Source organism: Streptomyces fulvoviolaceus (assembly GCF_000718165.1).
In the GTDB taxonomy this organism is placed as follows: domain Bacteria; phylum Actinomycetota; class Actinomycetes; order Streptomycetales; family Streptomycetaceae; genus Streptomyces; species Streptomyces fulvoviolaceus.
The window spans coordinates 100,269-114,544 of the sequence record NZ_JOEY01000030.1 but is presented as its reverse complement, the minus strand read 5'-3'; the positions used below and the strand labels follow the sequence as shown (position 1 = coordinate 114,544).

Annotated in this window: 12 protein-coding genes and 3 pseudogenes; 7 read left to right on the top strand and 8 right to left on the bottom strand. The window is 68.7% G+C overall.

Annotated elements, in window-relative coordinates; all coding sequences use genetic code 11:
- Positions 1 to 80 precede the first annotated feature (80 nt).
- Genes IG08_RS0130630 through IG08_RS0130620 form a run of 3 tightly spaced genes read right to left on the bottom strand, consistent with a single transcriptional unit; the run spans position 81 to position 3,817 of the window.
- Positions 81 to 1,175, bottom strand: coding sequence for a CaiB/BaiF CoA transferase family protein (locus tag IG08_RS0130630; RefSeq protein WP_030609615.1), 1,095 nt, complete (start codon positions 1,173 to 1,175; stop codon positions 81 to 83).
- 11 nt (positions 1,176 to 1,186) lie between these two features.
- A complete protein-coding gene (locus IG08_RS0130625; protein WP_030609612.1) occupies positions 1,187 to 2,587 on the bottom strand; it encodes a 4-hydroxyphenylacetate 3-hydroxylase N-terminal domain-containing protein in 1,401 nt (466 codons plus the stop codon).
- Between the two features lie 51 nt (positions 2,588 to 2,638).
- Positions 2,639 to 3,817 (bottom strand): thiolase family protein, encoded by a 1,179-nt coding sequence (locus tag IG08_RS0130620; RefSeq protein ID WP_030609609.1) that lies wholly within the window; start codon positions 3,815 to 3,817, stop codon positions 2,639 to 2,641.
- Positions 3,818 to 4,004: 187 nt separating this feature from the next.
- Between IG08_RS0130620 and IG08_RS0130615 the strand changes: the two genes are divergently transcribed.
- From IG08_RS0130615 to IG08_RS56015, 3 genes are all read left to right on the top strand, one after another.
- On the top strand, positions 4,005 to 4,976 hold the full coding sequence (locus IG08_RS0130615) for an NAD(P)H-dependent flavin oxidoreductase (RefSeq protein ID WP_030609607.1): 972 nt from the start codon (positions 4,005 to 4,007) through the stop codon (positions 4,974 to 4,976).
- Positions 4,977 to 4,996: 20 nt separating this feature from the next.
- A complete protein-coding gene (locus tag IG08_RS0130610; RefSeq protein ID WP_030609604.1) occupies positions 4,997 to 5,758 on the top strand; it encodes a 3-hydroxyacyl-CoA dehydrogenase in 762 nt (253 codons plus the stop codon).
- Positions 5,759 to 5,853: 95 nt separating this feature from the next.
- Complete coding sequence (locus tag IG08_RS56015) at positions 5,854 to 6,408, top strand: TetR/AcrR family transcriptional regulator (protein ID WP_052424941.1); 555 nt, start codon at positions 5,854 to 5,856, stop codon at positions 6,406 to 6,408.
- 67 nt (positions 6,409 to 6,475) lie between these two features.
- Here IG08_RS56015 and IG08_RS0130600 read toward each other — a convergent pair whose 3' ends face one another.
- Together IG08_RS0130600 and IG08_RS0130595 are read right to left on the bottom strand one after the other, a co-directional pair.
- The gene (locus tag IG08_RS0130600; protein ID WP_052424940.1) at positions 6,476 to 7,852 is read right to left on the bottom strand and encodes an oxygenase MpaB family protein; all 1,377 of its coding nucleotides are present in this window, start codon (positions 7,850 to 7,852) and stop codon (positions 6,476 to 6,478) included.
- A 14-nt stretch (positions 7,853 to 7,866) separates the two neighbouring features.
- Positions 7,867 to 9,351 carry an aldehyde dehydrogenase gene (locus tag IG08_RS0130595; RefSeq protein ID WP_078655814.1) on the bottom strand — a complete coding sequence of 495 codons (1,485 nt, stop codon included), beginning with the start codon at positions 9,349 to 9,351 and terminating at the stop codon, positions 7,867 to 7,869.
- A 177-nt stretch (positions 9,352 to 9,528) separates the two neighbouring features.
- Between IG08_RS0130595 and IG08_RS0130590 the strand changes: the two genes are divergently transcribed.
- Positions 9,529 to 9,804, top strand: coding sequence for a 2Fe-2S iron-sulfur cluster-binding protein (locus IG08_RS0130590; RefSeq protein WP_030609595.1), 276 nt, complete (start codon positions 9,529 to 9,531; stop codon positions 9,802 to 9,804).
- An 18-nt stretch (positions 9,805 to 9,822) separates the two neighbouring features.
- Here IG08_RS0130590 and IG08_RS0130585 read toward each other — a convergent pair whose 3' ends face one another.
- Complete coding sequence (locus IG08_RS0130585; protein WP_030609591.1) at positions 9,823 to 10,707, bottom strand: TetR-type transcription factor C-terminal domain-containing protein; 885 nt, start codon at positions 10,705 to 10,707, stop codon at positions 9,823 to 9,825.
- A gap of 153 nt (positions 10,708 to 10,860) precedes the next feature.
- On the opposite strand from IG08_RS0130585, the gene IG08_RS0130580 reads away from it, so the two are divergent.
- Positions 10,861 to 12,522 carry a class I adenylate-forming enzyme family protein gene (locus IG08_RS0130580; RefSeq protein WP_030609588.1) on the top strand — a complete coding sequence of 554 codons (1,662 nt, stop codon included), beginning with the start codon at positions 10,861 to 10,863 and terminating at the stop codon, positions 12,520 to 12,522.
- A gap of 172 nt (positions 12,523 to 12,694) precedes the next feature.
- Here the strand turns inward: IG08_RS0130580 and IG08_RS59300 are convergent, their stop codons facing one another.
- A complete protein-coding gene (locus tag IG08_RS59300) occupies positions 12,695 to 13,258 on the bottom strand; it encodes a CocE/NonD family hydrolase (protein WP_234343011.1) in 564 nt (187 codons plus the stop codon).
- Between the two features lie 247 nt (positions 13,259 to 13,505).
- Positions 13,506 to 13,645: pseudogene (locus tag IG08_RS63110) on the bottom strand (short-chain dehydrogenase); the annotation flags it as partial.
- A 20-nt stretch (positions 13,646 to 13,665) separates the two neighbouring features.
- Between IG08_RS63110 and IG08_RS0130575 the strand changes: the two are divergent.
- Positions 13,666 to 13,965 (top strand): annotated as a pseudogene (locus tag IG08_RS0130575) (hypothetical protein); the annotation flags it as partial.
- Positions 13,966 to 14,194: 229 nt separating this feature from the next.
- Positions 14,195 to 14,260, top strand: a pseudogene (locus IG08_RS63105) (TetR/AcrR family transcriptional regulator); the annotation flags it as partial.
- Positions 14,261 to 14,276 lie beyond the last annotated feature (16 nt).

The window sequence follows — 14,276 nt, the reverse complement described above, 5'->3', positions numbered from 1 at the left end:
TGAACTGCTGAATGAAAAGGTGCTGTCCATCGCCATCGTGTCGGTCGTACCGGCGGCTTGTACGCGTCATGGAGTTCCTCTCAGGCTTCCCAGTCGGCGAGTACGGCCTGTGTGTCCGCCCCGGGCACCCCGGCGGGGGAGGGCGTGTCCGGAACGGTCCGGGAGAAGCGTGGCGCCGGTGCGGCCTGCCACATCCCGTCGATCTCCATGAGCGTGCCGCGCGAGGCCAGATGCGGGTGGAGCGGGACTTCCTCGGGCTCCAAGACCGGGGTGACACACGAGTCGGTGCCGTCGAAGACCTTGGCCCACTCGTCGCGGGGCCGGGCGAGGAACGCCTCGGCGATCCGGGCCCGCAGTATGGGCCACTTGTCCCGGTCCCACTGATCGGGCAGAGCGGACGGGTCGAGTCCGAGCCCAGCGAGGAAGGCCCTGTAGAACTCCGGCTCGATGGCGCCCACGGCGACATGGCGGCCGTCCTGGCAGGTGTAGGTGTCGTAGAACGGAGCGCCGCCGTCGAGCAGGTTGACGCCCCGTTCGTCGGACCAGGTGCCCTGGCCGCGCATCGTCCACATCATCTGGAGCAGCACGCTGGTGCCGTCGACCATCGCCGCGTCCACGACCTGGCCCTCGCCCGAGCGTTCCCGTTCCCACAGCGCGGCAAGAACGCCGGTCAGCAGGAACATCGAGCCGCCGCCGAAGTCGCCGACGAGGTTGAGCGGGGGCACGGGCCGCTCGCCGCGCCGTCCGATGGCGTGCAGGGCGCCGGTGAGGCTGATGTAGTTGATGTCGTGCCCGGCGCGCTGGGCCATCGGCCCTTCCTGGCCCCACCCGGTCATCCGCCCGTACACGAGACGGGAGTTGACCCGGTGGCAGTCCTCCGGACCGACCCCGAGGCGCTCGGCGACCCCGGGCCGGAATCCTTCGATGAGCACGTCGGCCCGCTCCACCAGACGCAGCACCACGTCACGGCCCCGCGGTGTTTTGAGGTCGGCCGCCACTGACCTGCGCCCACGCAGCAGGTGGTCGGGCTTGCCGCTGGTGAGGTCGAGCGTTCCTTGCGGGCGTTCGACGCGTACGACGTCGGCGCCGAGGTCGGCCAGGATCATCGCCGCGTGCGGACCGGGTCCGATCCCGCCGAGCTCCACGACGCGCAGTCCTGTCAACGGTCCCGTCATGCCCGATCACCTCAGCCGAGGCCGGCGAGCCGCGTGACGAACGCGCGGGCCCGGGCGGGGTCGTAGGAGCGGGCGATCTGCATCTTCTCGGCTTCCAACGAGCCTTCGGCATGAGTCGCCAGCACGGCCTGGTAGCCGCCGTAGTCACGAGCGGTCAGATCGCCGATGAAGTTGAGCATCCGCAGTCGCTGCTCGGCGGGGACGGCGGCGGCGTAGTACTTCTCGAGTACCGCGCGGATGTCAGGGTCGTCCCAGTCCTCGCCGCCGGGGCCCGTGATCAGCAGACCGCCGGAGAGGTCCATCAGTTTGGCGACGGCGTCGTGGTAGCCGTGGGCGAAGGTGTACTTGGCGGTGTTGACCGCGAGCGGGTCGGGCTGCTGGATTCCGTGCTGCCCCGGCCGCGACCGGACCGCGGCAAGCTCGGCGAGTCCGCGGACGGTCTCGGCGTAGGCGATCAACTGGGCGATCTTGTCCCGGACGTGGCCGGCTCGGCTGATGCCGTTGTACTCGGCGATGAGCGAGGCCGCCCCGACGAGGATGTCCAGCAGCGGCAGCTTGTAGTTGATGGCGGTGAAGCGGTGGTAGTCGACGAACGCGATCGCCAGCGGGCCGGCCAGCTCTGGGCGGCGGTCGAGGAAGACGCGCTCCTTGGGCACCCGTACGTTGTCGAACACCGTCAGGCTTTCGAGCAGCTTGTGCTTCGACGACAGCGGGAACTCGAAGTCGTTTCGCTCCCCGGCCGAGTACGGCGAGACGTACAGGTGCAGGCCGGGTGTGTCGATCGGGATGGCGAACGAGATCGCGTAGTCCCGGTCCTCCGGCCCCATGGCGCGGGTGGGGAGCACGATCAGTTCGTCGGCGTTCGCCGAGAAGGAGGTGTGGCACTTGGCCCCGCGCACCGTGATCGACTCAGCGTCCTCGTCGACGACGTGGAGGTAGAGGTCGGGGTCGGCCTGCTGGTGCGGGGGAAGTGAACGGTCACCCTTGACGTCCGTCTGCGCCACCGCGAGCGCCAGGTCCTCGTCGCACACGCGCTGGTGATACGCCCGCGCCTTCTCCAGGTCGACGCCGTCCAGCGACCGCAGCAGGGCGAACAAGGCGTCGCTGCCCACCTCCTTGAGCACGATCGTGCCGGCTCCGAGAGTGGACACGGTCTCGATGAGCTCACCCCGGGCGCGCAGTTCCTCCGCGTTCCGCGGAACCTGGTAGAAGGCCGAGTAGGCACCGGTGGGCCCCTGGGCGACGGCGAGTTCCGGGTGGGAGTCGGCGATGCCGTAGCAGAGTGCCGAGTGGTCGACCGCGGCGGACAGCTCGGGATCGTGGACGACGTCGGGGACGCGGCGGCCGCGGTAGAAGACGGACCTGCCGTCGCGCAGCCCTTCGCGGTACTCCTTGACGGTACGCAAGGTCATTGGATCGCTCTTTCTGAGTCGAGGAGAAAGGTTGCTTGCGGAGGGGATCGCCTAGAGGCGTTCGATGACGGTGGCGTTGGCCAGACCGCCGCCCTCGCACATCGTCTGCAGGCCGTACCGGCCTCCGGTGGCCTGGAGGTGGTGCACCAGCGTGGTGAGCAGCCGGGTGCCGGAGGCGCCCAGAGGGTGGCCGAGGGCGATGGCCCCACCGCGTGGGTTGAGGCGTTCGGGGTCGGCGCCGAACTCGCGCTGCCACGCCAGTGGTACCGGCGCGAAGGCCTCGTTGACCTCGTAGGCGTCGATCGCGTCCAGCGACAGGCCGGAGCGTTCGAGCACCATGTGGGTCGCCGGGATCACGCCGGTCAGCATCAGCAGAGGGTCGCTGCCGGTGACGGCGAAGGTGTGGAAACGAGCCTTGGGACGCAGCCCCAGAGCCTCGGCCCGTTCCTCGCTCATGATCAGCACGGCTGACGCGCCGTCGGTGAGGGGAGAGGAGTTGCCGGGGGTGACCTGCCAGGTGATCTCCGGGAAGCGCGCACTCAGCGTCTCGTCGCGGAACGCGGGCTTGAGGCCGGCCAGCCCCTGGGGCGTGGTCCCGACGCGTACCGTCTCGTCCGCGGTGACGTTGCCCTTGTCCGTCGGGACCGGGACGATCTCGGCGGCGAATCCACCGGAGGCGGCGGTGGCCCAGGCACGGGCGTGCGAGCGGGCCGCGTACTCGTCGAGCGTGTCGCGGTCCAGCTTCCAGCGTGCCGCGATCAGTTCGGCCGCCACCCCCTGGTTGACCAGTCCCTCGGGGTAGCGGGCCGCGACGGCCGGCCCGAAGGGGTCGCGGCCGAGCGCGGCGCTGCCCATGGGGACCCGGCTCATCGACTCCACACCACAGGCGATGGCGATGTCATACGCGCCGGCCAGCACACCCTGCGCGGCGAAGTGGGCCGCCTGCTGGCTGGAGCCGCACTGCCGGTCGACGGTGGTCGCCGGTACGTGCTCGGGAAAGCCGGCGCCCAGGACCGCGCTGCGGGTGATGTTCGCCGTCTGCTCGCCCGCCTGGCCGACGCATCCGCCGATGACGTCGTCGACGAGGCCCGGGTCGATGCCCGTGCGGTCGACGAGTGTCCGCAAGGTGTGGGACAGCAGGGCGGCCGGGTGGATCGCTGAGAGTTGGCCGCCCGGTTTGCCCCTGCCGGACGGCGTGCGAACGGCGTCCACGATGACTGCACTGGTCATGGTCGTTCCTCGGTGCCAGGGCGGCGGGCGGATGCCGGTGCCGCCGACATATCTAACGATCGATATACGGGTCGGAGCCTGTCAAGGCTTCCGGGTTCGACGAGACATCCATCACGATACTATCTATCGATCGATATAGAACGTCTAGTGTGCCGGGAGCATTGCAGGAACGGAAAGGAACCTTGCCATGGTGCGTACACGGTTCTGTGACGTGTTCGGAGTGGAGTATCCGATCGTCCAGGGCGGAATGCAGTGGGTGGGCCGGGCCGAGCTGGTCTCGGCGGTGGCCAACGCCGGAGGACTGGGCTTCATCACGGCGCTGACCCAGCCGACGCCGGAGGATCTGGCCAAGGAGATCGCCCGCTGCAGGGAGATGACGGACAGGCCCTTCGGAGTGAATCTGACGATCCTGCCCTCGATCAGCCCGCCGCCCTACGCGGAGTACCGGGACGTGATCGTCGAGGCGGGCGTGCCCGTGGTGGAGACGGCCGGGGCCAATCCTGCCGAGCACCTGCCGGTGTTCCACAAGGGCGGGGTCAAGGTCCTGCACAAGTGCACCAGTGTCCGCCACGCCGTGAAGGCGCAGGAGCTGGGCGTGGACGGGATCTCGATCGACGGCTTCGAGTGCGCCGGGCATCCCGGGGAGGACGACATCCCCGGACTGGTGCTGATTCCCGCGGCGGCGAAGGAGATCACCATCCCGATGATCGCCTCCGGCGGGTTCGCCGACGCCCGCGGGCTGGTCGCGGCACTCGCCCTGGGCGCGGACGGGATCAACATGGGCACCCGGTTCCTGGCCACCGCCGAATCGCCCGTCCACGAGAACGTCAAGCGGCGCCTGGTGGCGGCGACCGAGCGGGACACCGACCTGATCTTCCGGCCGCTGGGCAACACGGCGCGGGTGGCCCGCAACGCGGTCAGCGAGCAGGTCGTCTCGATCCTCGACGAGGGCGGGAAGTTCGAGGACGTACGGGAACTGGTGGCCGGCGTACGCGGCCGGAAGGTGTACGAAGTCGGCGATGTCGATCTGGGCATCTGGACCGCCGGAATGGTCCAGGGACTCATCCACGACGTCCCGACCGTCGCCGAGCTGATCGCCCGCATCGTGAGCGAGGCACACGCACTCATCAAGGGCCGACTCGTCGGCGTACTGGCGTAGCGACGAAGGAGAGAGAAGAGATGGACATCAGCAACGCGGTCGCCCTGGTGACCGGTGGAGCTTCGGGACTGGGGCTCGCGACCGTACGTGAACTGCACGCGCAGGGTGCGAACGTTCTCATCGTCGACCTGCCGTCCTCCGACGGCCACGCTGTCGCCAAGGAGCTGGGCGCGCGAGCCGCCTTCGCCCCGGCCGACGTGACCAGCGAATCGGACGTGGCGGCGGCAGTCGAGGCCGCCGGTGAACTCGGCCCCCTGCGCATCGCGGTCAACTGCGCCGGCATCGCGAACGGCATCAGGACGGTCGGCAAGAAGGGCGCGTTCCCGCTCGCCGACTTCACCAGGGTCATCAACATCAACCTGATCGGTACCTTCAACGTGATCAGGCTGGTCGCTGAGCGCATGGCCGCGACCGAACCCGTGGGCGAGGAACGCGGCGTGATCGTCAACACCGCCTCCGTGGCCGCCTTCGACGGCCAGATGGGACAGGCGGCCTACTCCGCCTCCAAGGGAGGCATCGTCGGGATGACCCTGCCGATCGCCCGTGATCTCGCGAGCCTGAAGATCAGGGTGGTCACCATCGCTCCCGGGCTGTTCCACACGCCGCTGTTCGACAGCCTGCCCGAGGAGGCGGTGAAGTCACTGGGTGCCCAGGTGCCGCATCCGTCGCGGCTGGGCTACCCGGGGGAGTACGCCGCGCTGGCGCGCCATATCGTCGAGAACCCGATGCTGAACGGCGAGACCATCCGCCTCGACGGCGCCATCCGCATGGCACCCCGCTGACGGGACGTCAGGGCGGCGGTTCAAGCGGCCGCTGCCCTGCATAGGTATCGAACGTCTTCGAACGGACGGTCACGCCGACCTGAGAAGATGGCCCCATGGCACGCACCCTGCTCACGCGACGGGAATTCTTCGAAGCCGCGAGTTCGATCCTGGCCGACGAGGGGGTCGACGGGCTCAACGCCGTCGCTCTCTGCGCGCGTCTCGGTGTCACCCGCGGCTCGTTCTACCATCACTTCGACAGCCTCGCGGTATTCAAGGACGCCTACCTCGACCACTGGGAGAACGTCGTCAGTCAGGAGCGACTCGACCTCGTGGACCGAGAGTTGGGGTTCGACGCGCGCAGCGACGTGTCGATCCGGAACGCGGAGAGCGCCGAATTCCGCACCGAGATGGCGTTTCGGGCCTGGGCGGTGTCCGACTCCGCGGTCCGGGACATGCTGCAGCGGATCGACCGCCGCTCGGTCGAGGTCGTACGAACGTCGCTCCTGAGAGCGGGAATGACCTCCCGGCAGTCGACGGTGTACGCCAACATGGCGGTCTCGATCTACGCGGGACTGGGCGGCCGCGAACAGGGCGGTGACGCCCGGCTGATCCGGGAGATGTTCAACGAACTGAGGTGGGCGGCGCTGCAACGCGTCGCGTCCAACTGACGAGCAGGGGGCGGCTGCCACCGGATGGCGGCAGCCGCCCCCTGCTTCGGCTTCGTACCGGAGTCGGCTACTTCTTGCCGAAGTCGGTCGGCTTGCTCGCGTCGTGCGAGTCGAAGGTCGCGCTCCGCAGGCCCTGCTTCTCGGCCAGCACCGCGGTCACGCGGTGGAACATGTTCTGGAACGGGTCGCCCTCGGCCGCTCGCGCCCGCATCCGCCGCTGCTGTCCCGGCCTGCGGTCTGCCCAGCTGGTGAGCCGTACGAGCGCCCCGCCCACGGTGCGGTACACCGTGCCGTACCTCCGCAGCTGCGAGCGGCTGAACCCGGACGTCCCGGCGGTCTGGTATCCGACGGGGTCGCCCCCGATGTCGACGATCATGCCGCAGTAGAGCGGGAAGAACGTCTTGTCCACGAGACGGTTCACCAGCCCGGAGTCCGAACTGGTGAACGCTTCGCGGGTGTACCTGAGCAGTCTCTCCGCGATCGCCTCGGACCACTGGCTGGGCTTGCCGAGGGTCGACAGGATGTAGTCGAACTGCTGGATCGCCTCGATGGCGTTGCGGGGCAGGATGTCCGCTGAAACCCCGAAGCGGTACGCGGTGTAGCTCCAGTACATGTTGACGGCCTCAAGGTCCGCCATTGTCACGCGAGCGCCCAGCAAGGCGTCGACGAGCAGGTTGACGACACCATAGGCCGGCACCCCCAGCGACATGTCGGTGTTGGAGATGGGGTCGCCGTGGTGGGCGTAGCCGTCCGCTCCCCACCTCCGCCGCAGGCCGTGCCGTACCTGCGCGTGCATGAGGCGCACGCGGACCGTCGTCTTGAACGTGTCCGAGAAGCGGTCCAGGGCGTCCGGCAGGGGTACCTTGCGGAAGAAGTCCTGGGTCTCCAGCTCCCGGCGGTAGAGGTCGCGCTCGACCCGGCCGGTGGCACCTGTGGCGGAGGACACCGCCTCGCCGTACGCCGTCATGATGACGTTCACGATGCCGCCGCCGAGCTTTCCGAACGGCGTGCCGTTGGCCATCAACACGCGGCCCCGCTCGTACAGTTCGGCGTCGAACCAGTCGGGCCTGCCGCAGAGCTGCTCGAACAGTGCGGTGAGTTCCTCGGGGGGAGAGTCGACCGTCTCGATGCCGTGCTCCAGAACGGTGTCGAGGAGCGACCTGAACTTCTCCGCGCCGACCCGCCGCGAGAGTTCCGCGACGGCGTCCATGAGCTCGTCGCCCTGCCAGAGGTGGTCCTGGAGGCGGCGGATGAGGGGGGTCTCCTCCGGGACCTCACGCACCTTGATCCAGGGGGAGAAGAGGCGCCGGCGCATGTGAAGCCACTCGGGGCTGTTCCCGGCCCGGGGCGGCGCGGGTCGCAGTTCCATGCCGGGGCGGTAGTAGTAGTCGTACGGGTGCTGTCGGCTGTCGCTGTGCGCGGTGGTGGCGATTGTCTCGGTCATCGTGTTTTCCCTTGTCACGCGTTCAGCCAACGGGCGCTTGCGTAGATGGACTTGTACTCCAGGTAGCTGTCGAGTCCTTCCGGGCCGAACTCGCGGCCGATGCCGCTGTCCTTCATGCCGCCGAAGGGTGCTCCCAGGTCGGTGCTGTAGTAGTTCACGCCGACCGTGCCGGTCCGGATGCGTCGCGCGATGCCGATGCCGCGCTCCTCGTCGGCGGTCCATACGGATCCGGCGAGGCCGTAGTTGCTGTCGTTGGCGATCCTGACCGCGTCCTCGTCCGTGTCGAACGGCATGACGGCGATGACCGGGCCGAAGACCTCCTCCTGGGCGAGGGGGCTGTGGTTGTCGACGTCGGCGAACACGGTCGGTGCCACGAACCAGCCGCGGTCCTGGCCGGCTACCCGTCCGCCGCCCGCCACCAGGCGGGAATCGGCCTTGGCCTGCTCGATGTAGCCGAGGACCCGCTGCTGGTGACGCTCGCCGGCCATGGGGCCGCACTGGACCGTCTCGTCCAGCGGGTTCCCCACTCGCAGCCCGGTGGCGTAGGCCGCCAGGGCATCGACCACCTCGGCGTAACGCGAGCGATCCACCAGCACGCGCGACTGTGTCGTGCACGTCTGGCTGTTGTTCTGGAAACTGGACGACGACAGACCGCCGAGGAAGGTGTCGAGGTCGCCGTCCCGCAGGAAGACGGAAGCGGACTTGCCGCCCAGTTCGAGCGTGCACCGGCGGATCAGCCGGCCGCACTCGGCGCCGACGACGCGGCCGGCCTCCGTCGAACCCGTGAACGCGATCTTGTCGATCTCGGGGTGGCGGACCAGGGCCATGCCGGCCTCACGATCGGCCAGGACGATGTTGAGGACACCGTCCGGAAGGCCGGCCTCGACCGCGGCGTCCGCGAGGAGGTAGCTGTCCAGCGCGGTGTCCGGGGACGGCTTGAGAACGAGGGTGCAGCCGGCCGCCAGCGCCGGCGCGACCTTGGACATGGCCAGGGCCAGCGGGTAGTTCCAGGGCACGATCGCGCCCACGACACCGACCGGCTCGCGCCGCACGATCGTCGAGCCCAGCGCCGCCGGCCGCGCCGCCTCCAGCGGAGTCTTCTCGATCAGATCGGCGTACATGCGCAGGAGCGCGGCGGGCGCGCCGCCGTTGAACGCACGGGACAGGCCGATCGGCATGCCGTTCTCGCGGCTGACGAGCACGCTCGCCGCCTCGGACCGTGCCTCGAGGGCGTCCGCGAACCGGCGCATGACCGCGGCCCGCTCAGCGGCGGTCGTCGCACCCCACGGCCCGTTCAGGGCGGTGCGGGCGGCGCGGACGGCGCGGTCGACGTCCACCTCGTCGCCCAGTGCCGCGACAGCGATCTGCTCGCCCGTCGCGGCCTCGACGACGCTGTGCCGCCCAGTGCCGTGGGGCGTCTGCCACGCCCCGCCGATGAAGAAGTGGACGCGGTCCGGGATCTCGGTCGCGCTGATGGGTGCGGAATCGATTGTGGTCATCTTTGACCTCCTGTGGAACGCGGCGGCTGCCTGTGGCCCTTCGAGGACCACGGCGCTCGGCCGTTGAGGAAGCGAAGCGAACGCTCTGGCTCGACTTCTATATAACGTTCGCTAACATACAGGCGTGTACGCTCGGCTTAACATACACCGGTGCATGTCTCAGTCAAGGGGTACGGAATGGACGACGGGTCCTTCGAAGTCCTGCTGGCGAAGTCGGGGCGTACCGTGCGGGTGCCACGGGGTGAGTCGGTGCTCGACGTTCTCGAAGCGCACGGGGTGGACGTGCAGTGGCTGTGCCGGTCGGGTATCTGCGGGACCTGTGAGACGGCTGTCCTCGCAGGAGAACCCGAGCACCACGACAGCGTGCTGTCGGGCGCCGAGCGCGCTTCCGGGCGCGTGATGATGGTGTGCGTGTCCCGAAGCCGGTCGGCGAAGCTCGTCCTCGAACTCTGAGCCCGGTGTGAGCCGGAGTCACTGAGACGGCTGGAAGCGCATCAGGTCCAGCGCGAACTGCACGTACTCGGCGGCGACCCCCTCCGGGGAGAGCTCGCCACCGGGCCGGTACCACTGGGAGAGGGCCGTGCACATCGTCACCACGGCGCGGGCCGCCTCGTGGGGGTGCCGGGTCCGGAACAGGCCGGCGGCGACAGCCTCACCGACCTCGTGGTCGACCATCGACTGCTGCTCGGTGCGCAGGCCGGCGATGATCCGGTGACTGTCCGGCTCCAGTGACCGCATCTCGCTGGCGCCGACGAACCCCAGTTCGCGGCGCCGGGTGTGGAACAGGGCGAGGTTCTCGACCAGCAGACAGAACCGCTCGGCGGGACCGCGGCCCTCGGCCCGCGCGGCGCGGGAGCGGCGCAGCAGGTCGGTCATCGTGAGGTCGAGTATCCGCCGCAGCATCTCCTGCTTGCTGGCGTAATGGTGGTAGAGCCCGGCGACCGACATGCCGCAGCGCTGAGCGATGCCGCGCACCGAGGTGCCGTGGTACCCGACCTCCAGGAACTCGGCCAGCGCCGCCTCCAGCACCGGATCGAAGGGGTGTGGCGGGTAGCTGCGCCAGTCCGGGTCCTCCTGGGCGTGCGCGGACCGCGACGTCGCCGTGGCTTGTCGGGGTGTCCGCGTCGGCGGCGCTACCGGTGTGGCGCCGTCGATCAGATCGCCCACGGTGGTCCCGAGCACCCGGGCGATCTCACCGAGTCTGCTGACGGACAGCCCGGTGCGCCCGAGCTCCACCTGGCTCATGGTCGCGGGGCTCACACCGATCCGGCCGGCGAGCGCCCGCAGACTCATCCCGCGGGCCTTCCGGGCCGCTCGCAGTCGGGCGCCCACCTGCTCCTGTGACGAAGTCTCCATTCAGGAATCCTAAACACTTCTTGAGCGGTGAGGGCAAGATCTGGCCCTTGCCCTCTTGCTTTTGCTGCTGAAAGGTTAAGAACATATGTCTGTTCGTGTACCGGCCGAACGATCGCTCGGCATCCGGGCATCGTCCGCTGAGTGGAGCAACCGATGACTTCGATCTACGACCAGCGCCCCTGGCTCGCCCAGTACGACACGGGTCGGCCGCACGACATCGTGCCCGAGTATGCAAACGCGCTGGAGATGTTCACCGCGTCGGTGCGACGCACGCCGGACGCGCCGATCATCCGCTACTTCGACGGTGTCATCACGCTGCGGGAACTGGACGCGCTCTCCGACGAGTTCGCCTGCGGCCTGCTCGCCGCCGGAGTGGCAGGCGGTGACCGGGTCGCGCTCTACCTGCAGAACGTGCCGCAGTACGTCATAGCGCTTCTCGGGGTCTGGAAGACCGGCGGGATCGCGGTGTCGGTGAACCCGATGTACAAGCAGCGCGAGGTGAACGAGCTGCTGCGCGACTCCGGAGCGAGCGCGGTCGTGTGCCTGGAGAACCTGTACGGCAACGTCCGCCCCGTCTTCGACGGCCTGGTGATCACCACCTCGGAGCTGCGCCACCAGAGCCGCAACGACCCGCGTGCCTTCGGGGGCGTCGATTCCGTCGCCTGCCCGGGCGCGCGGGACATGGGTGAACTGATCGCCGGGTTCGCGGGGCAGCGCCCTCCGGCGGTGTCACCGCAATCGGGCGATGTGGCGGTCCTGACGTACACGTCGGGCACCACCGGTCCGCCGAAGGGTGCGTTGATCACCCATGGCAACGTGGTGTTCAACGCACAGACGTACCGGGACTGGATGGGCGTGGGTGCCGACGACGTGGTGTTCGGCGTGGCACCGCTGTTCCACGTCACGGGCCTGATCGGGCACATCGGAGTCTCACTCCTGACGGGCGCGCCCCTGGTGCTCTTCCACCGCTTCGAGCCCACCCTGGCGATCGACATGATCCGTGAGACCGGGGCGACCTTCACGGTCGGTTCGATCACCGTGTTCATCGCGTTGATGAACGCGCCGAATGCCGACCGGGACGCCCTGGCCACGCTCATCAAGGTCTACTCCGGTGGCGCGCCGATCCCCCCGAGCACCGTGAAGGCGTTCGCGGAGCAGTTCGGCCCGTGCATCCGCAACATCTACGGGATGACCGAGACCACCTCTCCTTGCCACGCGGTGCCCCTGCACGCCGACGCCCCGGTGGACCAGGCCTCCGGCGCGCTGTCGGTCGGGGTACCGGTCTTCAACACGGTGGTGCGCATCGTCGGCGAGAACGGCGAGGAACTGCCGCAGGGAGAGGTGGGCGAGATCGTCGTCTCGGGCCCACAGGTCGTGGCAGGGTACTGGAAGAAGCCGGAGGAGACGGCCCGGGCGATCCGAGCCGGCGCGCTGCACACCGGCGACGTGGGCTACATGGACGCCGACGGCTGGTTCTACGTCGTCGACCGTAAGAAGGACCAGATCAACGCCGGCGGGTACAAGGTCTGGCCGCGTGAGGTCGAGGATGTTCTGTACGAGCACGAGGCGGTGCGCGAGGCCGCCGTGGTCGGCGTGCCCGACGCGTACCGCGGCGAGACCGTCAAGGCCTTCGTCAGTCTGAGGCCCGGCAAGGAAGTGACTCCCGAGGAGCTCATCGACTTCTGCAAGGCCCGGCTGGCGGCGTACAAGTATCCGCGTGAGGTGGAGTTTCTCGAGGAACTGCCGAAGACCGGCAGCGGCAAACTGCTGCGGCGTGAGCTGCAGGACCACGGACGACTACGTAGTGGCGCGTGAGCTGGAAGACGCGGACAGCGGACCGTGAGAGTCGGCGGGCCTGCACCGTGACCTTGTCCGAAGCTCCGGGTCGTGAGCTTCATTACTGGAGCCTGTCTTGGTGCGGCAGCAAACATCCACAGTGCGCGGCCACTTGGGCTGGGCCGTACCGGCCAGTCAGGTTGGTTGATCCTTACGCGGCTGCCTGATTGGCCGTTGCGAGGGCGCCGGGGGTGGGGTGCTGCGGGTCAGGGGCAGGCCGGTGCCGTGGTTGGTGTGGGGCGATGATTCGGCAGGCGCGCCGAGTGCCTGTATGCCGCCGGCCGGGTCTTCTGTGTCCCTGCGCATAACGGTGTCGAGACCGTGTACGAGTGACCAGGGCACAGCGAGGCTCAGCTCGGTGGCGCCCCACGGGCGAACCGGCCGTCGTTGGGTTCCGACCATGCCAACGCTGGCGCGATGGCCTCAACGCGGGTGGTTTCGCGGGGGCTGCCATCCATTGTGTTGTGTATTGCCGAAGTAGCTGCCTCCGAACATGCCGACGGATCCGTTCGCCCCGGGGAGTGCCCCACCTGACGACGGTGTCGTATCCGTCGCTTTCCCCGAGGGTGTAAGGCTCCCGGTCACCGTCCCGGGCGAATCGGCCCCTGACGTCCTGGCCGACGACCATGAATCCGCGCTTCGCCCTGCTGACCGGATCGACGGAGGAAAGCGTGCCGGGCTGGTACTTCCCATAGGGCAGACGGACCAGGAGCACCGGTCATGGGCCGCCCGAACCGGGCCGGTAGACATCGGCCCTCAATGGTGCAGCCGCGCAACTTGGCGTGCCTCCCAGAACACCGGTACACCCGGTCGGGGTACCCGGCCTTGGGGCAAGCTCCCCGTATGACATCTTCTCCCTGCCGTACGCGGAGCAATCGCGCTGGCGCACCCAGCGCCGCCCTCAGCATGCCGCCGCTCCGATGGTGGCTGACCTCGCACAGACCGGCTGAGGGCCCTTCAATGTCCGCGGCGAGCTTCTCGCCGACCTCGGCCCGCGGCCGGTGAAGATGACGCTCGCACCTTCTCGTACGGCAGTCTGCATGATGCCCGCGCCGACGCCCTGGCTGCTGCCGTTGACGAGGACGACCTTGTCCTCAAGCAGAGGGGTCTCAAGCAGCCTGCGCCCGCCTCGCGTACGTCGGCATCGACAACCGCGCGGCGGGCGCCACCGCCGCCTACCTGCTCGGCCAGTGGCTCGGCAACCGCCCCGGCAACGTGCTCACCACCATCAGCCGCAGCTCCTTCCTCGGCGAGGAGGAGCGCGAGATGGGCTTCCGCAGCGCCATGCGCCGCGCCTGCCAGATCATCATGCGTGCGCACAAGGCACTGCCCGAGGACGGCCCTTCCCTGCCCTCGGCGATTCAGGTGGTCACGCCGCTCAACATGCCGTCAGGGGCCCCGTCCGTGCCGATCGTCGACTGAATCCGTTGGTGACTACCGAGATTCCGTTTTTTCGACGGACACCCTGACGATCTCATCGATAAGGCGCGTGGGATCGGTCCCGGCCTCGTGTGACCAGTGAAAACGCTAATTACCCGGCCTTGGGTCAAGGCCCCCATGTCGGGGCCGCCGCGCCGACCCAGACATCGAACCGTGCGTGCTCAGCACCACCATGGAGGTGTACGGGGAAGTGGGTTGAGCCGGGTCCACCATGGACCTGGTGGTGCGCCGCGCCTGCGTGGGCAAGGCCGCGCTCTACCGGAGGTGGCCCACCAAAGAGGAGCTCATCGCGC

Excerpts from the sequence above, each read along its gene's own strand:
- IG08_RS56015 (WP_052424941.1), top strand. The coding sequence starts at position 5,854 with ATGGCACGCACCCTGCTCACGCGACGGGAATTCTTCGAAGCCGCGAGT.
- IG08_RS0130590 (WP_030609595.1), top strand. The coding sequence starts at position 9,529 with ATGGACGACGGGTCCTTCGAAGTCCTGCTGGCGAAGTCGGGGCGTACC.
- IG08_RS0130585 (WP_030609591.1), bottom strand. The coding sequence starts at position 10,707 with ATGGAGACTTCGTCACAGGAGCAGGTGGGCGCCCGACTGCGAGCGGCC.
- IG08_RS0130615 (WP_030609607.1), top strand. The coding sequence starts at position 4,005 with ATGGTGCGTACACGGTTCTGTGACGTGTTCGGAGTGGAGTATCCGATC.
- IG08_RS0130630 (WP_030609615.1), bottom strand. The coding sequence starts at position 1,175 with ATGACGGGACCGTTGACAGGACTGCGCGTCGTGGAGCTCGGCGGGATC.
- IG08_RS0130610 (WP_030609604.1), top strand. The coding sequence starts at position 4,997 with ATGGACATCAGCAACGCGGTCGCCCTGGTGACCGGTGGAGCTTCGGGA.
- IG08_RS0130595 (WP_078655814.1), bottom strand. The coding sequence starts at position 9,351 with ATGACCACAATCGATTCCGCACCCATCAGCGCGACCGAGATCCCGGAC.
- IG08_RS0130600 (WP_052424940.1), bottom strand. The coding sequence starts at position 7,852 with ATGACCGAGACAATCGCCACCACCGCGCACAGCGACAGCCGACAGCAC.
- IG08_RS0130580 (WP_030609588.1), top strand. The coding sequence starts at position 10,861 with ATGACTTCGATCTACGACCAGCGCCCCTGGCTCGCCCAGTACGACACG.
- IG08_RS0130625 (WP_030609612.1), bottom strand. The coding sequence starts at position 2,587 with ATGACCTTGCGTACCGTCAAGGAGTACCGCGAAGGGCTGCGCGACGGC.
- IG08_RS0130620 (WP_030609609.1), bottom strand. The coding sequence starts at position 3,817 with ATGACCAGTGCAGTCATCGTGGACGCCGTTCGCACGCCGTCCGGCAGG.